Genomic DNA, 21867 nt, shown 5'->3' with positions numbered 1-21867 from the left:
CGTTGGTTTGGCATTGACGCGCGCAGTTTACTCGGCGGGAACGATATCAGCAGGCAGGCTGTCGTCGGCCGTGCCCGCCAGTGCCCTGGCCAACTTGGCTTCGTCGAGTTCGCCTTCCCAGCGTGCCACCACCAGCGTGGCGACGGCGTTGCCGACGAAGTTGGTCAGCGCCCGGCATTCCGACATGAAGCGGTCGACGCCGAGGATCAGCGCCATGCCGGCGACCGGCACCGCCGGAACGACCGACAGCGTCGCGGCAAGGGTGATGAATCCGGCCCCGGTGATGCCGGCGGCACCCTTGGAGGAAAGCATGGCAACCAGCAGCAGCAGGATCTGGTCGCCGATCGACAGATGGGTGTTCGTCGCCTGCGCGATGAACAGCGCCGCCAGCGTCATGTAGATGTTGGTGCCGTCGAGGTTGAAGGAATAGCCGGTCGGGATGACCAGGCCGACCACCGAGCGCTTGGCGCCGGCCTTCTCCATCTTTTCCATCAGCGAGGGCAGGGCGGCTTCCGACGAGGAGGTTCCCAGGACGAGCAGCAGCTCTTCCTTGATGTAGCGGATCAGCGACAGGATGGAGAAACCATTGTAGCGGCAGACGGCGCCCAGCACGACGAACACGAACAGCAGCGACGTCACGTAGAAGGTGCCGACCAGCATGGCGAGGTTGATGACCGCGCCGATGCCGTATTTGCCGATGGTGAACGCCATGGCGCCGAAGGCACCTATAGGGGCTGCCTTCATCAGCACGCTGACCAGCTTGAAGATAGGTGTCGTCAGCGCCTGCAGGAAATTGAGGACGGGCGTGCCCTTGTCGCCGACCAGCGCCAGCGAAATGCCGAACAGCACCGAGAAGAACAGCACCTGCAGGATGTCGCCGTCGGCGAAGGCGCCGACGATGGTCGACGGGATGATGTTCATCAGGAACCCGGTGACCGACTGATCATGCGCCTTGGCGGCGTAGGTGTTGACGGTCGAGGCGTCGAGCGTCGCCGGATCGATGTTGAAGCCGGCACCCGGCTGCACGACATTGGCCACGACAAGGCCGATGATCAGAGCCAGCGTCGAGAAGGTGAGGAAGTAGAGCATCGCCTTGCCGGCGACACGCCCGACCTTCTGCAGGTCGCTCATGCCGGCGATGCCGGTCGCCACGGTCAGGAAGATGACCGGGGCGATGATCATCTTGACCAGCTTGATGAAGGCGTCGCCGAGCGGCTTCATGCTCTCGCCGACCGACGGATAGAAGTGACCGAGCAGGATGCCGACGGTGATCGCGACGAGCACCTGCACGTAGAGTTGGGCATAGAAAGGCTTGCGCTGCGCGGCGAGCGCGCCTGATTGGTCTGCGATGTGCATCGAACTCTCCCTGCCGGATGGGGCGGAAATGCACCGCCCTGCGTGACTTCTCCCATCGCGGCGCTCCGGTCGCACGCCGCTGCAAGGACTTTTGCAAGCGCTGTGCCAGATCGGTGAAAGGCCGGAATCCCGGGATTTCGGCGGTTGTCCGGTGCTTTGCGGCAAATGCTTGTGCGGATTTCCGCACAGGCAACGTTTGCCTGGGCGGAATTTCGCATTACACTGGCCGCAAGGCCGCGAAGAAAAGGGGCCGCGAGGAAAGAGGGAGAGGGCAGACGTCGCAAGCAGGCACCAATAGCGGATCCACGGGGTTTGCCGGCCGTGAACTGCTGCGCGAGGCGGTGGCCCGGCTGCGCGATGGCCGCTGGCTTGTCGTGCTTGTCGCCCTGGCGATTCTGGCAGGTGCGATCGCCATTGCCGGGCGCATCGCATCCGGCCAGGCGGCCGACAATCTGCGCGACACAGCACTTGCCGCCTTGCCGCTGGCGGCGGGAACCCTGACCGGCGAAATCGAAAAGCAGCGCCTGGTTCCATTGGTGCTGGCCCGCGACGATGCCGTGCGCGGCGCGCTGCGCCGGGCCGGAAAGATGGAAGAGGCGGCGCTCAACGACAAGCTCAAGGCGATTGCCGGCGATGCATCGGCGTCCGCCATCTACGTCATCGACACAGCCGGCATTGCGATCGCCGCCAGCAACGCCGGCGAGCCGACGAGCTTTGTCGGCATCGACTATAATTTTCGTCACTATTTCAAGGAGGCAATGGCCGACGGCGCCGCCAGCCAATATGGCCTCGGCACGATCAGCGGCCGGCCGGGTCTTTACCTCGCGAGCCGCGTCGACGATGGCGCCAAGCCGCTTGGCGTTGCTGTCCTGAAGGTCGAACTGGATCGCGTCGAGACCAATTGGCGCTCCAGCGGCTTTCTTGTTTTCGTCACCGACGAACGCGGCGTGGTGCTGGCCACAAGTCAGCCAGAATGGCGGTTTCGTGCCCTGGCGCCCCTCTCGGCGCAGGACGCCGCAATTGCCCACGAACAGCTTCAGCTGGCCGATGCCGGCTTCGAACCGCTGCCTCTGCGGCGTGGCGCTGGCGACGGCCTGGCGACGATCGACAGTTCTGGAAAGCCGCGCCAGTTCGTCGAAGTGGTGCAGGACCTGCCCGGCGCGGTGCCCGGCTGGCGTCTGTGGCTGCTCACCCCCGCCGACGCTGCCCTGTCGTCCGCTGCCAACACGGCGCGACTGACCACGCTGCTCGGATTGCTGCTTATGGGCCTGATTGCCTTCGTGCTCACCCGGCGCCGGCGCGCCCGCCGGCTGAGGCAGGAGGCATTGGCGCGCATGAATGCCGAACTGGAGAGCCGGGTCAGCACGCGCACGGCAGAGTTGACACGTTCCAACACAGCACTCGCCGGGGAAATCGCCGAGCGCGAGAATGCCGAAGCCAAGGTGCGCCGGCTGCGTGATGATCTCGCCCAGGCCAACCGGCTTTCCATCCTCGGCCAGATCGCCGCCGGCGTGGCGCATGAGATCAACCAGCCGGTCGCCGCCATCCGGACCTATGCCGAGAATGCGGGCCGCTTTCTCGACACTGGCAAGACCGAGCCGGCCACCGGCAATCTGACATCGATCATTTCAATGACCGAACGCATCGGCGCGATCACCAGCACCTTGCGCACCTTCGCCCGCCGGCCGGGCGTCGCCGCTTCGCCATTGCCGGTGCGCGAGGCGATCGACGGCGCGCTGTCGCTTTTGTCCGGCCGCATCCGCGATTCCGGCGTGACCATCGTCAAGCCGCGCGGCACCGCCTCGCCGGTGGTCATGGCCAGCCGCATCCGGCTCGAGCAGATCCTGGTCAACCTGTTGCAGAACACGCTGGACGCGATGAAGGACCAGCCAGATCCCCGTGTCGAGATCGATATCGCCGAGCGCGACGACAGGGTGCTGATTTCGGTGCGCGACAACGGCCCCGGCCTCGGTCCGGAGGCGGCCGGAAATCTGTTCATGCCGTTCCAGACCACCAAGGAGAAGGGGCTTGGCCTCGGGCTGGTGATCTCGCAGGAGATCGCCCAGGAATTGGGCGGCACGCTGCGTCTCGATCCCGGCAGCGCCAGCGCCTCCGGCAGCACCGGCGGCGCATCCTTCACCATCGACTTGAGGCGAATCGAATGACAGAGGCATCAGGGCTGGTGGCGCTCGTCGACGACGATGCGGATCTGCTTCACGCCACCACGCAACTGCTTGAGCTGGCCGGCTTCAGGGTGGTTGCGCTCGACGCCGCCGAGGCCGCGCTTGCCGTCGTCGACAGGAATTTCGAGGGCGTGGTCGTCAGCGACATCCGCATGCCGGGCATGAACGGGCTGCAGCTGTTCGATCGCATCAAGGCGATCGACCCAGACATACCGGTGATCCTGGTCACCGGGCATGGCGACGTCGATCTCGCGGTGGCCGCGCTCAAGGATGGCGTCTACGATTTCATCCCGAAACCCTATGCCGGCGATCGCCTCGTCGAGGCGTTGAGACGGGCTTCGGAGAAGCGGCGGCTGGTGATGGAGAACCGGCGGTTGCGCGAGGCCGCGGCGCAGGCTGCCGACGGTCTGCCGCTGATCGGCGAGGCGCCCGCCATCAGACGGCTGCGTGAGACCTTGCGCCAGATCGCCGACATGGATGTCGATGTGCTGGTGGAAGGGGAGACGGGGACCGGCAAGGAAGTGGTGGCGGACCTCCTGCACAAATGGGGCCGGCGTTGCGCCAAGCCCCTTGTGGCGCTGAATTGCGGTGCCCTGCCGGAGACCGTCATAGAAAGCGAGCTGTTCGGTCACGAGGCCGGCGCGTTCACCGGCGCGCAGCGGCGACGGATCGGCCGCATCGAGCATTCCAGCGGCGGCACGCTGTTTCTCGACGAGATCGAATCCATGCCGCCGGCCCTCCAGGTCAAGCTGCTGCGCGTGCTCGAAACGCGCAGCGTCACCCCGCTTGGCTCGAACGAGACCCGGCGTGTCGACCTGAGAGTCGTCGCGGCGACCAAGGTCGATCTCGGCCGACAGGATCTGCGCGGCGATTTTCGCGAGGATCTCTATTTTCGCCTCAATGTGGTGACGTTGCGCATCCCGCCGCTGCGGGAACGGCGCAGTGACATCCCGATGCTGTTCGGCCATTTCCTCGGCAAGGCCTCGGAACGGTTCGGCCGGCCGGTCGCAAAGGTGAACGCTGCTGTCAGCGACCATCTCCAGTCGCATGCCTGGCCGGGCAATGTGCGCGAACTTGCGCATTTTGCTGATCGCGTCGCGCTTGGTCTTGGTCCGGATGACGACACGAGGGCGGTTCACGCGCACTTGCCGGAGCTTGAGGCCTCACTGCCCGAACGGGTCGGCCGCTACGAGGCGCAACTCATCCGCGACGCGTTGCGCGATCACGGTGGTGATGTGCGCAGCGCCATCGACGCGCTCGGCGTGCCGCGCAAGACCTTCTACGACAAGCTCAAGCGCTACGGCATTGCCGCATCCGAGTTTCGCAATGGTGGCGATCCGGATCCGCACCCTGTTCGGAGCCAGATATAGACATTGCGCGGGGCAACGCCTTTTCGTAACGCGTCGTTCGTATCCAACTGCACATCTCGGAAAAAGCCATGAACACGACACTAGAATCGACGGCAAATCCCTTGCCGGAAGACCTCACCTTTCTCGCCGAACGCTTGACGGCGTTCAACGACGGCGATGTCGGCGCGTCCGAAAGGAAGGCCCTGGCTGTGTTCGTGCGCGACGAGCATGGCGCGGTCGTCGCGGGCATCTCCGGCTACACCGCCTGGGGCTGGCTCTATGTGCAGTGGCTGTGGGTCGATGAACGACTGCGCGGCCAGCACATGGCCGGCAGCATGCTGGACGCGGCCGAACAGGAAGCCGTGGGGCGCGGCTGTCGGAATGCCTGGATCGATACCTTCAATCCCAATGCCGCCAAGGTCTATCAGCGCCAGGGCTATCGGCCCTTCGGCACGCTTGCCGATTTCCCTGTCGGCCGCAGCCGCATCTTCCTGCAGAAGACGCTGTCGCCAGCTTGATCAGCCCGCAAGGCGTCCGCCGCGCATCGGCTGCGGCGCGCCAGTCGTGCTCGGGAAGCTGATCGGCAGGCCCCTCAGCACGCGAACCGCGAGGAAGGCAAAACACTCCGCCTCCACCGCGTCGCCGCTCCAGCCAAGGCTTTCGGCCTGCACCACCTCGACACCGGCGCGGCTGGCCAGCATCGCCATCATCGTCGGGTTGTGGCGGCCGCCGCCGCTGACCACGAGTGTTTTCGGCCGGCTTGGCAAGAGGTCGAGCGCCTTGCCGACAGCTGCGGCGGTGAAGGCAGTGAGCAGGGCCGCACCATCCTCGGCATTCAGGCCGTCCGCCATCGCGGCGCCGAAGTCGAAGCGGTCCAGCGATTTCGGATAGGGCTTGGTCAGATAAGGATGCTGCAACAGCCTGGCGAGCCGTGCCTCGTCGACCATTCCCGCGCGGCCAAGCGCGCCGTCGCGGTCCATTTCTCCCAACCCTTTCGACTTGATGAAATCGTTCAGCGGAGCGTTCGCCGGCCCGGTGTCGAAGGCGACGACATTGTCGGCGCCATCCCACCAGGTGATGTTGGCGACGCCGCCGAGATTGAGCACGGCCACCTCGCCGCTGGCGCCGGCGCTGCGCATCAGTGCGGTGTGATAGGCAGCCGCCAATGGCGCGCCTTGCCCGCCGGCACGCATGTCGGCCGAGCGGAAATCGTAGGCGACCTTGGTGCCGAGGATTGTATGCATGAGTTCGCCATCGCCGAGCTGCCGGGTCTGGCCGAGCCGGCCTACCTGTGGTGCGCGATGCAGCACGGTCTGGCCATGAAAGCCGACGACGCCGATGTCGGCTATCGTCATGCCATAACCTTCGACGAGTTCCTTGACCGCAGCCGACTGGGCACGTGTCAGGGCCTCTTCCGCCTTGCGAAAGATCGCCGGCTCCGGTCCGGTGAAATTCCAGGCCCTTGCCGCGGTCAGCGTCTCTTCCAGCAGCGAGCGGATCGATTGCGGGTAAGGCATCAGCCGATAGGTGCCGAAATCGTCGATGCGCTCGCCATCGGTCTTGATCAGTGCGACGTCGATATTGCCGTCAAGCACGGTGCCGGTCATCAGGCCGACGGCCCAGATTGGTTCCATCATCTAGCTCCTAAAGTCCATTGACGAGATCGCCGACCGCCTGTCGCAGCGAAGCGATGCCGCTGTCGAAATGACGTGTCGGATGGATCCGGTTGGTGAGCAAGGTCCACGCCTTGCCTCTGTCGAAGTCGATCCACAGTCCCGTGCCGGTAAAGCCGGTGTGGCCAATGGTTCCCGGACTGCACAACGTCCCGCCGGACCAGCCCTCGTAGGGGCGCTCCCAGCCATGGGTACGGGTGGCGGACAAGGGCGTTCGCATCAGCGCGATCGAACGCCCGGAAGCGCCGGTGCCATCCAATAGCCCCTGCGCGAAATCGAGGACGGAAGCGGCCGTTCCGAACAGGCCGGCGTGACCCGCGCCTTGCAGCGCCGAGCAATTGTCGTCATGGACCTCGCCGGACAGCACGCGATGGCGCCAGGTGCAGTCCTCGGTCGCGGCTGACGCATCCGGTTCGGCGGAGAAAGCAAAACCGGGGCCGGGATCCATGTCCCGGATCGTCTTTCCCGTCAGCCGCTCAAGCGCAAAGCCGAGCAGGATGAAGTTGATGTCGGAATAGACCGGGTCGCGGGCGCGCCATTCGCGCTGCAGGATGAAGGCACGCAGCAGTTCGGGGTCACGCCCATAGGTGTAGATCGGCTCGACGGCGGGAAACGGCGTCTGGTGGCCGAGGCACTGGCGGAACGTCGCTTTCCGCTCCCAAGCCTCTTGATCATACTGGCGAAGGTCCGGCAGGACCGAGATCACCGGCGCATCGAGATCGATAACAGCGTCTTCCGCCAGCGCCAGGATGCGCGGCGTCGTGAAGATCACCTTGGTCAAGGACGCCAGGTCGAACCAGGTTTGGTCGTGCATAGGGCGCGGCTTCGGCACCAACTGCGCGGAGCCGACCGATCGGACTACGCGTTCGCCATTTCTGTCGACAATGCCGAGCACGCCGCCGGGGATCCGCCCGGCGGCCACTGCGGCTTCCAACGGTGCGAAGGCGCGGTCGACGAGCTGGGCGAGGTCGCTCAATGCCGGGCTCCGTCTGAAAAGTAGCGCTGTGTCCCGCCAGCCATCACGCCTCCGCCCTCGCGCGATGATCAGGCCCAAACTGCTCCCATCTCGCCGGCGCCGGCTCAAACCCCTGCGGGCGCACCAGCGAGGGAACCTGGCGCGTGTCGAGTTCGAAATGTTCGTGGCGGCGGTCGATGGTCGGAACGGCGGCGATGAGCTTCTTCGTATAGGAATGCTTCGGCTTCGACAGCACCGAGGCCGCGTCGCCGATCTCGACGATCTGGCCGGCATAGATGACGGCGATGCGATGAGCGATCCGTTCGACGACAGCCATGTCGTGCGAGATGAATAGGTAGGCGAGGCCAAACTCGCGCTGCAGGTCGACCAGCAACTCCAGCACCTTGGCCTGCACCGAGACATCGAGCGCGGACACCGCTTCGTCGAGAACCACGACGGACGGGTTGAGCATCAGCGCGCGGGCAATGCACAGCCTTTGCCGTTGGCCGCCGGAGAATTCGTGCGGATAGCGCTCCAGACTGTTCTTTGGCAGGCCGACGCGTTCCAGCAGGCTCACCATCCTGGCTCGCGTTTCAGCCTTCACCCGGCCACCGGTGGCGATCACCGGTTCGGCCAGAATGCTCTCGATGGTCAGCCTTGGATTGAGCGAGGCATAGGGGTTCTGGAACACCATCTGCACGGGCAGGGCGCTCTGCTCGGCCGAAGCCTTTCGCACGCCGACCGAGAAGCTGCCGCGTGTCGACCGCACCAGCCCCAGGACGGCGCGCGCTGTGGTTGATTTGCCCGAACCGCTCTCGCCGACGATGGCCAGTGTTTCACCTGGCATCAGGTCGAAGTCGATGCCATCCACGGCATGCACCGCGCCGGTGGCGCGGCTGAAGAAACTGCTCTTGAGGGGAAATCGTACAACCAGGTTATCGACCTTCAGGGCCGGTTCCGTGCTTGCGTCCTTGTCGCGCTGCCCGTCCGCGCGCGTCGCGCTGCCGTTGGCGAAATGCGGCACGGCATGCAGCAGATGCTGCGTATAGGGATGCTGCGGAGTGTCGAGGATCTGGTTCAGTTCACCTTGCTCCACGGCCTGGCCGTTCTGCATCACCATCACCTTGTCGGCGATACCGGCAACCAGGCCGATGTCGTGGGTGATGAAAATCATCGACATGCCGGTTTCCCGCTTCAGCTCGGCCAGCAGCGCCATGATCTGCGCCTGCACCGTCACGTCGAGCGCCGTCGTCGGCTCGTCGGCGATGAGCAGGCGTGGATTGCAGGCCAGCGCAATGGCGATCATCACCCGCTGCAGCATGCCGCCTGACAGCTGGTTGGGTGTGTATTTCAGTCGCCGCGCGGCATCGGGAATGCGCACGCGGTCGAGCGCATCCCTGGCCGCTGCGGTTGCTTGTCTTCCGGTCAGCCCACGGTGCAGGCGAAACGATTCCTCGATCTGCCTGCCGATGGTCAGCACCGGGTTGAGCGAGGTCATCGGCTCCTGGAAGATCATGCCGATCTCGGCGCCGCGAATGCCGGTCAGCTGCGGCTCGGTCGCGGTCATCAGGTCGAAGACGCTGCCGTCGGCCCGTTTCAGCTTCATGGTGCCACCGGTGATGCGACCACCGCCAAAATCGATGAGGCGGTTGATCGACAGTGCGGTGACGGATTTGCCCGAGCCGCTCTCGCCAACGATGGCCAGCGTCTCGCCGTCGGCGAGGTCGAAGCTGACGCCGCGCACCACCTCATTGGCTTGCGGATTGCGGCCGAAGCCGACGCGCAGATCCGCAACGGACAGCAGCGGGGTCATGCCGGCGCCCTCCGCATCTTCGGGTCGAGGATATCGCGCAAGGCGTCACCAAGCAGATTGAAGCCGAGGATGCTGATCATGATCGCCAGACCCGGGGAGATCATCAGCCAGGGCGCCGTCTCCATCAGATTGCGGCTGTCGCTCAGCATCAGGCCGAGCGAGGCGGCGGGCGGCTGCGTGCCGAGCCCCAGGAAGCTCAGGCCCGCTTCCGTCAGTAGCGCCCAGGCCAGCGCCAGCGTCACCTGGACGGTCAATGGCGCCACCAGATTGAGCAGCAGATGCCGCGTCACGATGTAGCTCGAACTGCTGCCGAAGGTGCGCGCGGCGTCGACGAATTCGCGCGCCTTGAGCGACAAAGCAGGGCCACGCACCACGCGGGTGAAGATCGGCGTATAGACGATGCCGATGGCAACGACGCTGGTCCAGGTGCCCGGCCCGGCGACGGTGACGATGAGCAGCGCCAGAAGGATTGCCGGGAAGGCCAGCAGCACATCCATGATCCGCATCACAACGCCGTCCCAGCGGCGTCCGAGCCAGGCGGCGGCCAGCCCCAGCACGGTGCCGGCAAGCGTCGCGAAGGCCACCGAGAAGAAGGCAACGGTGAAGGATTGGCCGACGCCCGCCATCAGCCGGCTGGCCACGTCGCGGCCGAACAGGTCGGTGCCCATCCAGTAAGCGCCGTTGGGTGCATGCAGCCTGTCGACCCTGTATTGCGTGATGGGATTGTGCGGCGTCAGCCCCAGCATGCCGAGGATGGCGATCAACAGATAGGCGCCGACGATGATGCCGCCGATGCGGCCGCTGCCGTGGCCGAAGATGGCGCGCAGGATGCGCATCATGGCTCTCCCAGACGGATGCGCGGATCGAGCGCGACATAGGCGAGGTCGACCAGGAGATTGACGATCATGAAGTTGAAGGCGATGAACAGCACGCTGCCTTGCACCAGCGCGTAATCGCGCTGCAGGATTGCGTCGAGCACCATGCGTCCAAGCCCCGGCAGGGCGTAGATCTGCTCGACGATGACGGCGCCGCCCAGCAGGTAGCCGAATTCTATGCCGCTGAGGGTCACGACAGGGATCAGCGCATTGGGCAGGGCGTGCCGCCAGATGACACTGCGCGCCGAGGCGCCCTTGCTGCGCGCGGTGCGGACATAGTCGTCGCTCAGCACGTCGAGCATTGCCGAGCGCGAGATGCGGGTGACCGACGCGGCGAAGGCGAAGCCGAGCGTGATGGCGGGCAGGATAAGCTGGCTGAGATTGCGCAAGGGAGCCTGCCACAGCGGCGCGAATTCACCCATCGCCGGCAGCACGCCGAAGCCGGCCGACAGCGCGTAGATGATCAGCAGGCCAAGCACGAAGCTCGGCGTCGACTGGCCGATCATCGCGGCGATGCGCACGCCGAGATCCGATAGTTTCTCATTGTGCGTGGCGGCAAAGATCCCCGCCGGCATGCCCACGGCAAGCGCGATGATCATCGACAGGATGGCCAGTTCGAGCGTCAGCGGGAAGCGCTCGAGGATGACGTCGAGCACCGGCCGGCCATAGGTGACCGAGATGCCGAGATTGCCGTGCAGGATGCCGCCTATCCAGCGCCAGTACTGGACGAACCAGGGCTGGTCGATGCCGAAGTAGGCGGCGAGCGAGTCGCGTTGCGCCGGCGTCAGCAGGCCGGCTTCGGTCCCCAGCATTGCCGTGATCGAATCGCCCGGCACCATCCGGATCGCAACGAAGACCAGGATGGACACGCCAAGCAGGACGAGAGGAAACGTCGCCAGTCGTCGCATCAGATAATTCACGCGAAGAGTACCTCTCGTCCAATGCCGGCGGCTACTGCTGGATGGTCACCTTGCTCAGGCTGAACAGCGTGCCCGTCGGCGTCGGCACGAACCCCGCAATGTTCTTCTGCTGCGCCGTATAGCTGTACGAGGTGTAGAGCCAGATCCATGGCGACATCTCGGCGAGATGCTTCTCGAACTCGGCGAAGATCACCTTGCGTTTTGCCGGGTCGGTCTCGGCGCGGCCTTTCTGCATCAGGCTGTCGAGCGTGTCGTCGATGTAGTTCGCCACCTTCTGCAAATTGCCTGATTTGGTCCAGTAGCGGTTGTACATGGTGTAGGGGTCGGCGCGGCCGCCGTTGAGCGCGATGGCCATGTCGAAGTCGCCCTTCAGCCAGGCGTCGACATAGACGTTGAGCTCCATCATCTTGATGTCGAGCTTGACGCCGATTTCGGCCAGCTGCGACTGGATGACCTGGGCTTCCGCCGCCGCCGTCGGCGGCTCGCCGGTGGCGCCGATCACCGTCGCCGCAAAGCCGTCGGCATAACCGGCCTCGGACATCAGCTTCTTGGCCTTTTCGACGTCGCGCTTGTAGCAGAACAGCTGGCTCGGATCGGTCGCCAGCGCCGGGATGGTCAGCGGCCCGGTGACCTTGCCTTCGCCGAGTGAAGCGGTGTCCAGCACCTCCTGCCGGTCGATGGCGCAGGAGATGGCCTGGCGCACCTTGAGCTCGGTCATCGGTTTGCGCGACGGATTGAGCTGCAGCACGTGGTAGGACAGAACCGGCACCCGGTTCAGTTGCAGGCTGGCTTCCTTCGGCACCAGCGTGGCGACGAGCGGGTCGTTGAGCAGCGCGAAATCGATCTGCTTGGTGCGCATGGCGGCCAGGATCGCGGCTTCGTCGGGAAGCACGCTGATCTCGATGCCGTCGACGCCGGTCGCGCCGCCCGCCCAGTCCTTGTTGGCGCTCAGCACCTCCTTGGCATTGGGGTCCCATTTGTCGAGCTTGAAGGGTCCTGAGCCGACCGCCTTGGTGCCGATCGAGCCGGCCTTGATTTCGCTTGCCGGTACGATGGCTGCGTTGACGTCGCTCATCGCCGTCAGGATCGGCGCATCCGGCTGCGACAGATGAAACACGACGGTCGTCGCATCGGGCGTGTCGATGCTGGCGATCGACAGGAAGTTGGCGCGCGCGGCCGCGCCCGTCTTCTCGTCGAGGATGCGCTCGAACGATGCCTTGACGTCGGCCGGGGTCACAGCCGTGCCGTCCTGGAATTTCGCCTTGGGATCGAGCTTGAAGGTCAGCTCCTTGCCATCCTTGGAGAATTCCCAGGAGGTGGCGATGGCCGGGATGATCTGCAGGCTGGCGTCGACCCGCACCAACGGCTCATAGATCAGCTCGAGCAGCCGCAGCGACGAAAAGGCCGTCTGCTTGTGCGGGTCGAGCCCGGTCGCGTCCTGCGACCAGGCCATATGCAGCGTCGCAGCATTCGCCTGCGTTGAAACCGCGGCCAGGCCGAGCATCGCGGCCAGCGTGATGCCTGACAGCAGCTTTCTTGTGAGGTGAACCATTCTCGTCTCCCATCTGATTGAACTTGATGCCTTGCAGTTTCTGCGGACCGCTTCCAGACACACATGGTTTGGAGTATCGGCCCAGTCTATGCGGCTTCACGCCGTCTTGTCTCAAGCGGCTTTGCCGTCTTGTCCCATACGGCCCTGCCGTCGTGTTCATGCAGCTTCATGCTGTCGCGTTGCTGATTGCCTTTCGCAGGAAGCCTCCGGCCCTGCCGAGAGCCGCTCGCGCCTCCTCGACGCCCATGCCGGTGATCGTCACCAGGATCGCCAGCTTCACATCATTGCCGGTCTTGCCGAGCACGTGTTTTGCCTGCTGTGCCGTGCAGCCGGTCGTCTGCATGACTATCCGGATCGCCCTGGCGACGAGCTTCTTGTTTGAGGGGTTAAGGTCGACCATCAGGTTCTGGTAGCTCTTGCCGATGCGGACCATGCTGGCGGTGGTCAGCATGTTGAGCACCAGCTTCTGCGCGGTTCCCGACTTCAGCCGGGTCGAGCCGGTGAGCACTTCCGGACCGACAACCGGCGAGATGGCAATGTCGGCGATGCCGGCAATGGTCGAGGAGGGATTGCAGGATAGGGCGACCGTCGTTGCGCCCACTTGCCTGGCATAGTTCAGCCCGCCGATGACATAGGGTGTGCGCCCACTGACGGCGATGCCGACCACCACATCGTCTGACGTAAGCCCGATCTCCTGCAGCGCCTTCGCGCCCATTTTCGGATCGTCCTCGGCGCCTTCCGTCGACCGCACCAGGGCGTCGGGCCCGCCGGCGATCAGGCCGACGACCATGCCTTCGGGCACGCCGAACGTCGGCGGACACTCCGAAGCGTCGAGAACCCCGAGCCGGCCGCTGGTGCCGGCGCCCATATAGATCAGCCGCGCGCCATTCTGGAAGGCAAGCACGATGCGGTCCACCGCGGCCGCGATTTCCGGCACGACCTTCTTGACCGCCGCCGGGACAGCCCTGTCTTCGTCGTTGATCTTGCGCAGCACGTCGATGGTCGGCAGCAGGTCGATGTCCATCGTCCTTGGGTTCCGGCCTTCGGAAACCAGCCGGTCCAGCTCGGACATCAACCCTTGTTCGGTCATCTCTTGCTTTCAAATCATGCTGCACGGCCGGCGTCGAGCATGGCTCCTTGACCGGCACCTGCGCGCACGGACCTGGGTCCGTTCTCGCTACCTGTTTCTTTTGTTAACTTTTTAGAATTGATTATTCGCATCGTCAACAGACATATGGAATATATTATTCCTATGTGGACAGAGCGCTATCGCCCGCCGCAGGACCGTTTTGCGAGGATGATCGCGCCCGAGACGGCGTCGCCGTCAGCCGGCTTCAGGCGGCGCCTCACATCGGGGGCGAGCCATGGCTCGAGCGGGCTGGACAGGCCGCCCAGCAAGGTCACGCGCGGCGCGCCCTGCTCGAACAGCACCCGCACCAGCGTGTCGATCTGCTCGGCCGCACTTTGCACGATGCGCCGCCCGATCGGATCGCCCTGGTCGGCATGGCGCATCACCATCGGCGCGAGGACCGCGTAGTCCGTGGCGCTGGCGCGGTCCATCCAGGCGACCGCTTCCATCGGGTCGCCTTCGAAGCGCTGCATCACCTCGGCCAGCAACGCTGTCCGCTCGTGCCGGCCGTCATGGGCGCGCAAGGCCAGTTGCACGGCCCTCAATCCAAGATCGGCGCCGCTGCCTTCGTCGGAGATCGGAAACCCGTAGCCGCCGACGCGCAGGTCGCGGCCGTCGACAAAGCCGAGGCCGATCGAGCCGGTGCCGGCAATGACGATGGCGCCGTCCTGGCCGGAATGGGCGCCAAGGCAGGCACCGACGCCGTCGCTGACGAAATCGATGCTGGCAAATGGATGCGCAATCGCCCGCAACACTTCCAGCGCGCCCTTGCGGCCGATGCCGGCAAGGCCAATGCCGGCGCTGATGCGGGCGGTCTCGGCGGGTCCGAACCCTGCCTCTTCGATCGCCGTCCCGAAAGCTTTCGCAATCGAGGCCCAGGCAGCGTCGATGCCGAGCCGGGTTGTCGCCGGGCCCGACAGGCCCTGTCCCAGCACGTTTCCCTGGGCATCCTCGATGCGCGCCCGGCAGCCGGTGCCGCCGCCGTCGACACCGAGAAAATAATGATCCGCGCCACTCATGCGCTCAGCCGCTCGATGTCGGCGCCGCACAGGCGGAGCTTGCGATCCAACTGCTCATAGCCACGGTCGAGGTGATAGACCCGGTTGATGGTCGTCTCGCCCTCGCACACCAGCGCCGCCAGCACCAGCGACACCGAAGCACGCAGGTCGGTGGCCATCACCGGAGCGCCATGCAGTTTCTCGCCACCACGCACCAGCGCCGTGGTGCCCTGCAGCTTGATGTTGGCGCCGAGCCGCATCAGTTCGGGAACATGCATGAAGCGGTTTTCGAAGATCGTTTCACGCAACAGCGACGCGCCGTCGGCGCAACACATCAGCGCCATGAACTGCGCCTGCAGATCGGTCGGAAACCCCGGATAGGGTTCCGTCGTGAGGTCGACCGCCTTGAGCGGCCGGTCGCGGGACACGATGAGCCCGCGGTCGCCCGGCCAGACGCTGACACCGGTGGCCTCCAGCAGTTGCACCACCGAGGCCATATGTTCGAGCCGGGCATGCGTCAGTTCGAGCTGTCCGCCGGTAATCGCCGCGGCGATGGCATAGGTGCCGGCCTCGATCCGGTCCGGGATAATGTCGTGCCTGGCAGCCTGCCAGGTCGTGTCGCCAGCGATCAGGATGCGGTGCGTGCCGGCGCCTTCGATGCGCGCGCCCATGGTGTTGAGACACGCGGCGAGATCGGCCACTTCGGGCTCGCGCGACGCGTTGAGGATTTCGGTTTCGCCCTTGGCCATGGTCGCCGCCATCATGGCAGTTTCCGTTGCCCCGACCGACGGCGAGCTCAAGACGATGCGCGTGCCGGTCAGCCCGTTCGGCACTGACGCGACGATCGAGCCGTTTTCGATGGCTATCCTGGCGCCCAGTGCTGCGAGCGCCGCGACATGCATGTCGACCGGCCGCGCGCCGATCGCGCAGCCGCCCGGCAGCGAAACCCGCGCATGGCCGAACCGGGCCAGCAGTGGCGCCAGCACGAGCACCGTCGCCCGCATTTTTCGCACCGTGTCGTAGGACGTCTCCTTGGAAACGGCGGAGCTGGTGTCGATCGTCGCGGCATGGGCCGAGCGCGTCACTTCGGCGCCGTGCAGCCGCACCACGCCGAGCATGTTTTCGATATCGGTCACATCGGGCAGGTTGGTCAGTTCGAGCGGGTAGGGGCTGAGCAGGGCCGCCGCGATCTGCGGCAGGGCGGCGTTCTTGGCGCCGGATATGGTGACCGCGCCTTCCAGTCTTTGTCCGCCGACGATCCGCAGTCTGTCCATGGGCTGAAACCTTGTGCGCGGAGCCGGGCCGCCGTCTCGCTCCGGAGTCCTGCTCCGAATCCTGGATTGGCTTGGGTCCAGGTCGAGAATTAATTGTGCGTTCTTGGCTGTCAATCAGAATTGGAATATTTTATTCCTATCGTGGCACGCGGTCAGCCCGGGTTGACTGTGCGGCTTGCCGGCCTGAAACGCGTATAGGGAATCCCGTGTCCGTTCTGAACAGGATCAATGCGAAGCTCGACGGCATGGCGCCTGGCGATCGTGAGATCGGCCAGTACATCGTCGACAATCCCGACCAGATGCTGCGTTTGTCGACGGCGGCACTTGCGGCCGAGATTGGACGCAGCCAGTCGAGCGTCGTCAAGTTCAGCCAGAAGCTCGGCTATGCCAGCTACCAGGAGCTCAAGCTCGCCGTCAGCGAGGCCAAGGCGCAGGAATGGCAAGTGCCGGCCGGCGTGATCCACGGTTCGATCGAGGTCGGCGACAGCTACCAGGTTATTCTGAAAAAGCTGGTCGGCAGCAAGCTTCTGTCGATACAGCGGACCGTCGCCGCCAACACCGAGCGGATCATTTCCAGGGCGCTGGAACTATTGGATGGCGCGCGCCGCATCCATCTGGTCGGTGTCGGCGCCTCCTCGCTGGTGGCGCGCGATTTCTCCTACAAGCTGATGAAGCTCGGCCGCAATGTGCTGCATGACAGCGACAGCCACGTCCAGATGGCCAATGTCTCGACGCTCGGGCCTGGCGATGTGCTGTTTGCACTCTCCTATTCCGGCGCCAGCATCGAAACCTTGCGCATCGCCGAGCTTGCCCGCAAGCGCGGCACGACGGTGATCGCTGTCACCGGCCTGCACGACAATCCGCTGAGCCGGGTTGCCGACATCTGCCTCTACACCATCGCCGACGAGGAGCGTGCGCGCTCCTCATCGATCACCGCGCGCGACGCGCAGCTGACGCTGACCGACCTGCTGTTCATCCTGCTGGTGCAGAAGCAGCCGGACGCCAACGAGTATGTTCACAACAGCGAAGTGGCGGTCTCGGTGCTGAAGGCCGATCGGTCTTCGTAGTTTGCTCAGGACGGAGGGCATTCCCGCCGTCATCTTGAATTGAGCCTGCCTCTCCCGCGATCTGCCTGAGGCTTGCACGTGCGGCTTTTGGTATCCACATCCACCTGACACCAAAATCGCAGCAAAGGCTTTTCTTGCCTCTTGTCGCCGAAGGCGCGACGTTGCGAAACACCGGAGGAAAAAATCATGACATCCGATGTGGCCGTCATTGCAGGTGCGGGCGCTGGCCTGAGCGCCTCGCTTGCGCGTCTTCTCACGAGAGAGGGCTTCCGTGTGGTTCTGGCGGCCCGCGACGTCGAGAAGCTCCGCGCCCTGGTCGACGAGACCGGCGCACTGGCCGTCAAGACGGACGTCGCCGATCCAGCTTCCGTTGCAAATTTGTTCGACGCCGCCGACAAGGCCGGTCCGCTTGCACTTGCGGTGTTCAACGCCAGCGGGCGCACGCGCGGCCCGATCGCCGATCTCGATCCCGATGCGGTCAGGCAGGCGCTGTTGGTCGGCGCTTATGGCGGCTTCCTGGTCGGCCAGCAGGCGGCTCGGCGGCTGCTGGCGCGGGGCTCGGGATCGATGCTGTTCACCGGTGCCACCGCCAGCCTCAAGGGGTTTTCCGGCTCGGCCGGCTTTGCCATGCCGAAATTCGGCCTGCGCGGACTGGCGCAATCCATGGCCCGCGAGCTTGCGCCCAAAAACATTCATGTCGCGCATTTCATCATTGACGGTCAGATCGAGCCGCCCGGACAGGCAGCCGGTCCCGACAGGCCGGACCACCGCCTGTCGCCAGACGCGATCGCCGAGGCCTATCTCGCGGTCCATCGTCAGCACCGCAGCGCTTGGAGCTTCGAAGTCGAGCTCAGGCCGTGGGTTGAGGCGTTCTAGTCGAACCTAGACGCTTTCGAGATATGTCTCGATCTCGAAATCGCTGACATTGAGGGCGAACGTATTCAACTCCTGGCGTTTGCAGGCGATGAAAGAGTCGCGCAGGATTGCCGGAAAGATCTCAGCCACATGTGTCCCGCTTTCAAAGGCCGCAATTGCCGACGCCCAGTCGGGCGGCAGCTTGGCCGGCACAATCCCTTGCCCGTCGCTGCCGGTCGGGTCGCCGGGCGACATCTGTCTTTCAATGCCGATCAGCGCGGCGCCCAATATGGCGGCAAGCACCAGATAGGGATTGGCATCCGCGCCCGAAACGCGATGCTCGATGCGACGCGCACCCGTCGGACCGCCGGGAATGCGGATCGCGACCATGCGGTTCTCATAGCCCCAGGCCACGGCGGTCGGCGCGTAGGATCTCGGACGCAGCCTGCGGTATGAATTGAAGTGCGGTGCGAACACCAGCGTGCTCTCGGCCATCGCCGCGAGAAGGCCGCCGACCGCATGGCGCATGATTTCCGAGCCCTGATCCGTGCCGTCGTCAAAAACGTTGCGCCCCTCGGCGTCGACCAGGCTGAAATGGACGTGAAAGCCGTTGCCGGCGCGGTCGCCATAGGGCTTGGCCATGAAACAGGCGGCAAAGCCGTGCTTGCGGGCGATGCCCTTCACCGTGCGCTTGAACAACACGGCATCGTCAGCCGCCCGCAGCGCGTCGGCGACGTGGTTCAGGTTGATCTCGAACTGGCCGACGCCATTTTCCGCAATGGCCGTGTCGACGGGAATGCCTTGCGTTCTGCAGGCTTCGTAGACGTCGTGGATGAAGGATTCGAAGTCGTCGATCTCATCGATCGACAACGCGGCGTCGGAATCGAGACGGCGCCCGGTCACCGGTGAGACCGGCCCGACCGGCCGCTGCGACTGCGGATCGACCAGATAGAATTCGAGTTCCGTCGCCGCGACCGGGGTCAATCCCAGGGCCTTGTAGCGGTCGAGAATGCGGGCCAGCGCCCGCCGCGGATCGCCAAGATATGGCGCTCCGGTTTCATCGGCGAGCCAGAGTGGGACAAGCGCGGTGGGATGCGCCGTCCAGGCCACCGGCAGAATGCCGCGCCCCGTCCATTGGCAAAGTCCGTCGGCGTCGCCGGTCGAGAAAACCAGCGTGTTGCCTTCGATGTCCTCGCCCCAGATGTCGAGGCCGATCAGGGAATAAGGCATGCGCAGCTTGCCTTCGAGCGCCTTGCGCGCCTGCTCGACCGGGATGCGCTTGCCGCGCATGACGCCGTTGAGGTCGCACACAGCCGCCCTCAGGCTCTGGATGTCGTTTCGGGTTTCAAGCCAGTTCAAAACGTCCGCAATTGCATCGCTCAATTTCTAACCTCTGGTTTCGAAGGTGCCGTAACCTTCCCGGCTACGCAGTCCCTGGTAAAGATGGCTTGTGAGTTCTTGAAAACCAAAATCCGACCGCCGCCGGAGGTTTTCTTATCTTTTCAAGTCACTAGCCGGGATGTCGGGAGGCATTTCAAAACCAATTGCGCGATCTGCGATCGCAATATAGAGGCAAGGGTATGGAAAGCCAAGTGGCATTTGAACGGTGCGTATTACCAGGTGCAACCCGGCCACTTGATAAGCACGCTGTGCCCGTAGGCAGCCTCCTTATCGTCAAATGATTTGACGACCGACCATACCGGATTGCCGTTGTCGTCGGTTTCGTTGTTCACCATGACCGAAACGATATGGTCCGGATACTTCGCGCTCTCGACCGCCGTCAACCTGTCGCGAACGCGCGTCTTTTCCTCGTCGGTCAGATGTCGTTTCATGGAAGAAACCTCCACCACTTTCCGCCGAGCATACAGGAGTTCGGCCCGCCATGCGACAGCAGGCGAGCTTCGACGACGTGCCTCCATATACGGCTGGATGCTCTCGGTCGAAAGTGATCAAAGCGGGCAATTATGTGCTAGTCTCGCGCGCTATTAAATGGATGGTGGGTGGTGGCAATGCTGGAAGCGGACAAGGTGTTCACGGGCTCGATTCCGGAAAACTACGACCGCTATATGGTGCCGTTGATTTTCGAGCCGTTCGCCGCGGATCTTGCGCGAAGGGCGGCGTCCTTGTCGCCAAATGCCGTTTTGGAAATCGCCGCCGGCACCGGGGTGGTCACCCGCGCATTGGCGCCAAAACTGTCCGGTGGCGCAAGCTATGTCGTAACCGACCTCAACCAGCCGATGCTCGACTACGCCGCGTCGCGACAAGCTCCCGACAGTCGCATCACATGGCGCCAGGCGGACGCCCTGGCACTGCCCTTTGAAAATGCGGTCTTCGACCTCGTTTGTTGTCAGTTCGGCGCGATGTTCTTTCCCGACCGCTCATCTGGCTACCGCGAAGCAAAGCGGGTCCTGAAGCCCGGAGGCCATTTTTTGTTCAACGTCTGGGATCGCATTGAGGAGAATGTATTCGCCAATGATGTGACGAATGCGCTCGCAGAGATTTTCCCGAACGATCCGCCGCGTTTTCTGGCCCGCACGCCACACGGCTATCACGATACGGCACAGATCCACAGCGACCTGGAGGACGCGGGCTTCGCCCAGGTGGCGATCGAAACGAGAGCCGAACAAAGCCGCGCATCCTCGCCGCGCGTTCCGGCCGTTGCCTATTGTCAGGGAACTGTTCTTCGCAGCGAAATCGAGGCCAGGGACGCGGGAGGACTGGAAACTGCAACCGACTACGCCGCAGCCACGATTGCAAACAGACATGGCCGCGGCGAGGTTGCCGCCAAAATTCAGGCCCACGTCATCATGGCTGTGGCCTAGTTTCTGGCTTTCGGAAACCTGGCCTGCTGAAGGATATGTGTCGCGCCTTCGCCGATGTCCCGAACGATGGCCGCGCGCGCACGCTCGCCGTCCTGGGCCTCGAGCGCCGCGACGACTTCCTCATGGTAGTCGATGTCGAGAATGGAGGCGAGATCGTCCTCGAAACCCATGGCCAGGTTTCTCAGAAACGGGCCGACCTGCATCCAGACGGTCTCGATCAGGAAGATCATCTGCTCATTGCCGCAATGGCGGTAGATCGAGAATTTGAAGTCGTGGTTCTTCCGCAGATAGTCGTCGATATCGCCCTTGCGGGCAGCCAAAGTCAGGTCTGTGCAGTGGCGTCGGATCGTCCGTAGATTGTTGCCGTTGATGAGCTTTGTCGCAAGTTCAGTCGCCGAGCCTTCGAGGATCGTCCGCACAGCGGTCAACTGTGAAAACCGTTCGGCTGAAATGACAGGCACTTCGACGCTGCCGTTCGGCATCGGGCTGAGCGCCCGCAGCGCCTGCAGCCGCATGAAGGCGCTGCGCACCGGCATGTCGCTGGTGCCGAGTTCCTTGGCGAGCTTGCGTGAGGTCAGCTTCTGGCCAGGCAGGAACTGGCCGGACATCAAGGCCCTGACAAGCTCCAGATAGACTTTCTCGTGCAAGGGGACGGTGTCGACGGCGATCAACCCGAATTGTGTTCTGTCGGCCATTGGCGGGGGCGCTACTTCATTCGTTCTGAAATTGACCCTGACGACATCAGCCGCAGACAATCTGGTTGGCCGAACGCGGCACGAACGCCGAAGTCAGCGATTTATCAAGCACATGATAGCCGCTTCGATCATTGCGCGGCAAGCCGTGTTGGCAAAGCCGGCCACGGCGTCCGGCGTCTGTGCCACGGTGTGCAAAACCGTCATCACAAATCTTGACCGTTCCCGCACTTGCACCTCTGGCCGCTCTCTGGCTTTTTGAGGTACCCATCCGAACGGACTGATTCGCGTCATGCCGCTCGATTGCAATGTCCCAAGGCAGTCTGCGGGTGGGTCGTGAAGCGCGCGCGATTG

At 64.1% G+C, this 21867-nt stretch carries 19 protein-coding genes; 6 read left to right on the top strand and 13 right to left on the bottom strand.

Annotated elements, in window-relative coordinates; genetic code table 11:
* Positions 1-27: 27 nt before the first annotated feature.
* Positions 28-1356, bottom strand: coding sequence for a dicarboxylate/amino acid:cation symporter (locus AC1RZR_RS29055; RefSeq protein WP_477273672.1), 1329 nt, complete (start codon positions 1354-1356; stop codon positions 28-30).
* Between the two features lie 341 nt (positions 1357-1697).
* Between AC1RZR_RS29055 and AC1RZR_RS29050 the strand changes: the two genes are divergently transcribed.
* The 3 genes from AC1RZR_RS29050 (at position 1698) to AC1RZR_RS29040 (ending at position 5406) form a co-directional block, all read left to right on the top strand.
* The gene (locus AC1RZR_RS29050; RefSeq protein WP_481826759.1) at positions 1698-3521 is read left to right on the top strand and encodes a sensor histidine kinase; all 1824 of its coding nucleotides are present in this window, start codon (positions 1698-1700) and stop codon (positions 3519-3521) included.
* The gene (locus AC1RZR_RS29045) at positions 3518-4909 is read left to right on the top strand and encodes a sigma-54-dependent transcriptional regulator (protein ID WP_477273676.1); all 1392 of its coding nucleotides are present in this window, start codon (positions 3518-3520) and stop codon (positions 4907-4909) included. Before AC1RZR_RS29050 ends, AC1RZR_RS29045 begins: the two co-directional genes overlap by 4 nt.
* Before the next feature lie 68 nt (positions 4910-4977).
* Positions 4978-5406, top strand: coding sequence for a GNAT family N-acetyltransferase (locus AC1RZR_RS29040; protein WP_477273678.1), 429 nt, complete (start codon positions 4978-4980; stop codon positions 5404-5406).
* Here the strand turns inward: AC1RZR_RS29040 and AC1RZR_RS29035 are convergent, their stop codons facing one another.
* The 9 genes from AC1RZR_RS29035 to murA all read right to left on the bottom strand — a co-directional run bounded on the left by AC1RZR_RS29035 (position 5407) and on the right by murA (position 16077).
* Positions 5407-6522 carry an anhydro-N-acetylmuramic acid kinase gene (locus AC1RZR_RS29035; RefSeq protein WP_481826758.1) on the bottom strand — a complete coding sequence of 372 codons (1116 nt, stop codon included), beginning with the start codon at positions 6520-6522 and terminating at the stop codon, positions 5407-5409.
* Positions 6523-6532: 10 nt separating this feature from the next.
* Positions 6533-7537 (bottom strand): serine hydrolase domain-containing protein, encoded by a 1005-nt coding sequence (locus tag AC1RZR_RS29030; protein ID WP_477273682.1) that lies wholly within the window; start codon positions 7535-7537, stop codon positions 6533-6535.
* Positions 7538-7580: 43 nt separating this feature from the next.
* A complete protein-coding gene (locus AC1RZR_RS29025) occupies positions 7581-9329 on the bottom strand; it encodes an ABC transporter ATP-binding protein (RefSeq protein WP_481826757.1) in 1749 nt (582 codons plus the stop codon).
* The gene (locus tag AC1RZR_RS29020) at positions 9326-10165 is read right to left on the bottom strand and encodes an ABC transporter permease (RefSeq protein ID WP_477274131.1); all 840 of its coding nucleotides are present in this window, start codon (positions 10163-10165) and stop codon (positions 9326-9328) included. The genes AC1RZR_RS29025 and AC1RZR_RS29020 overlap by 4 nt, the downstream gene beginning before the upstream one ends.
* The gene (locus tag AC1RZR_RS29015; protein WP_477273686.1) at positions 10165-11124 is read right to left on the bottom strand and encodes an ABC transporter permease; all 960 of its coding nucleotides are present in this window, start codon (positions 11122-11124) and stop codon (positions 10165-10167) included. Before AC1RZR_RS29015 ends, AC1RZR_RS29020 begins: the two co-directional genes overlap by 1 nt.
* A 31-nt stretch (positions 11125-11155) precedes the next feature.
* Complete coding sequence (locus tag AC1RZR_RS29010) at positions 11156-12676, bottom strand: ABC transporter substrate-binding protein (protein WP_481826756.1); 1521 nt, start codon at positions 12674-12676, stop codon at positions 11156-11158.
* 166 nt (positions 12677-12842) lie between these two features.
* On the bottom strand, positions 12843-13766 hold the full coding sequence (gene murQ / locus AC1RZR_RS29005) for an N-acetylmuramic acid 6-phosphate etherase (RefSeq protein ID WP_481826755.1): 924 nt from the start codon (positions 13764-13766) through the stop codon (positions 12843-12845).
* Positions 13767-13942: 176 nt separating this feature from the next.
* Entirely contained in the window at positions 13943-14824 is an 882-nt protein-coding gene (locus AC1RZR_RS29000) for a glucosamine kinase nucleotide-binding domain-containing protein (protein ID WP_477273693.1), read from the bottom strand.
* Positions 14821-16077: a UDP-N-acetylglucosamine 1-carboxyvinyltransferase gene (gene murA / locus AC1RZR_RS28995; protein WP_481826754.1), complete on the bottom strand. Its 1257-nt coding sequence runs from the start codon at positions 16075-16077 to the stop codon at positions 14821-14823. The genes AC1RZR_RS29000 and murA overlap by 4 nt, the downstream gene beginning before the upstream one ends.
* 206 nt (positions 16078-16283) lie before the next feature.
* Here murA and AC1RZR_RS28990 point away from each other — a divergent pair, with 206 nt between their 5' ends.
* Entirely contained in the window at positions 16284-17144 is an 861-nt protein-coding gene (locus tag AC1RZR_RS28990; protein WP_477273697.1) for a MurR/RpiR family transcriptional regulator, read from the top strand.
* 186 nt (positions 17145-17330) lie between these two features.
* On the top strand, positions 17331-18020 hold the full coding sequence (locus AC1RZR_RS28985) for an SDR family NAD(P)-dependent oxidoreductase (protein WP_481826753.1): 690 nt from the start codon (positions 17331-17333) through the stop codon (positions 18018-18020).
* A gap of 6 nt (positions 18021-18026) precedes the next feature.
* Here the strand turns inward: AC1RZR_RS28985 and AC1RZR_RS28980 are convergent, their stop codons facing one another.
* Both AC1RZR_RS28980 and AC1RZR_RS28975 read right to left on the bottom strand, forming a co-directional pair.
* A complete protein-coding gene (locus AC1RZR_RS28980; RefSeq protein ID WP_481826752.1) occupies positions 18027-19382 on the bottom strand; it encodes a glutamine synthetase family protein in 1356 nt (451 codons plus the stop codon).
* A 230-nt stretch (positions 19383-19612) separates the two neighbouring features.
* The gene (locus AC1RZR_RS28975; protein WP_481826751.1) at positions 19613-19831 is read right to left on the bottom strand and encodes a hypothetical protein; all 219 of its coding nucleotides are present in this window, start codon (positions 19829-19831) and stop codon (positions 19613-19615) included.
* Between the two features lie 177 nt (positions 19832-20008).
* On the opposite strand from AC1RZR_RS28975, the gene AC1RZR_RS28970 reads away from it, so the two are divergent.
* The gene (locus AC1RZR_RS28970; protein WP_481826750.1) at positions 20009-20821 is read left to right on the top strand and encodes a class I SAM-dependent methyltransferase; all 813 of its coding nucleotides are present in this window, start codon (positions 20009-20011) and stop codon (positions 20819-20821) included.
* On the opposite strand, the gene AC1RZR_RS28965 is transcribed toward AC1RZR_RS28970, so the two are convergent.
* Positions 20818-21516 (bottom strand): GntR family transcriptional regulator, encoded by a 699-nt coding sequence (locus AC1RZR_RS28965; RefSeq protein WP_481826749.1) that lies wholly within the window; start codon positions 21514-21516, stop codon positions 20818-20820. The genes AC1RZR_RS28970 and AC1RZR_RS28965 overlap by 4 nt on opposite strands.
* Positions 21517-21867 lie beyond the last annotated feature (351 nt).

This window comes from Mesorhizobium bavaricum (assembly GCF_056781655.1).
The sequence above is the reverse complement of the archived record's forward strand: the minus strand, read 5'-3'. Positions and strand labels throughout refer to the sequence as shown.

Bases quoted from the DNA above. Each gene is read 5' to 3' on its own strand.
- AC1RZR_RS28975 (WP_481826751.1), bottom strand. From the start codon at position 19,831: ATGAAACGACATCTGACCGACGAGGAAAAGACGCGCGTTCGCGACAGG.
- AC1RZR_RS29055 (WP_477273672.1), bottom strand. From the start codon at position 1,356: ATGCACATCGCAGACCAATCAGGCGCGCTCGCCGCGCAGCGCAAGCCT.
- AC1RZR_RS29040 (WP_477273678.1), top strand. From the start codon at position 4,978: ATGAACACGACACTAGAATCGACGGCAAATCCCTTGCCGGAAGACCTC.
- AC1RZR_RS28965 (WP_481826749.1), bottom strand. From the start codon at position 21,516: ATGGCCGACAGAACACAATTCGGGTTGATCGCCGTCGACACCGTCCCC.
- AC1RZR_RS29020 (WP_477274131.1), bottom strand. From the start codon at position 10,165: ATGCGCATCCTGCGCGCCATCTTCGGCCACGGCAGCGGCCGCATCGGC.
- AC1RZR_RS28985 (WP_481826753.1), top strand. From the start codon at position 17,331: ATGACATCCGATGTGGCCGTCATTGCAGGTGCGGGCGCTGGCCTGAGC.
- AC1RZR_RS29045 (WP_477273676.1), top strand. From the start codon at position 3,518: ATGACAGAGGCATCAGGGCTGGTGGCGCTCGTCGACGACGATGCGGAT.
- AC1RZR_RS29025 (WP_481826757.1), bottom strand. From the start codon at position 9,329: ATGACCCCGCTGCTGTCCGTTGCGGATCTGCGCGTCGGCTTCGGCCGC.
- AC1RZR_RS29000 (WP_477273693.1), bottom strand. From the start codon at position 14,824: ATGAGTGGCGCGGATCATTATTTTCTCGGTGTCGACGGCGGCGGCACC.
- AC1RZR_RS29010 (WP_481826756.1), bottom strand. From the start codon at position 12,676: ATGGTTCACCTCACAAGAAAGCTGCTGTCAGGCATCACGCTGGCCGCG.
- murA (WP_481826754.1), bottom strand. From the start codon at position 16,077: ATGGACAGACTGCGGATCGTCGGCGGACAAAGACTGGAAGGCGCGGTC.
- AC1RZR_RS28970 (WP_481826750.1), top strand. From the start codon at position 20,009: ATGCTGGAAGCGGACAAGGTGTTCACGGGCTCGATTCCGGAAAACTAC.
- AC1RZR_RS29035 (WP_481826758.1), bottom strand. From the start codon at position 6,522: ATGGAACCAATCTGGGCCGTCGGCCTGATGACCGGCACCGTGCTTGAC.
- murQ (WP_481826755.1), bottom strand. From the start codon at position 13,766: ATGACCGAACAAGGGTTGATGTCCGAGCTGGACCGGCTGGTTTCCGAA.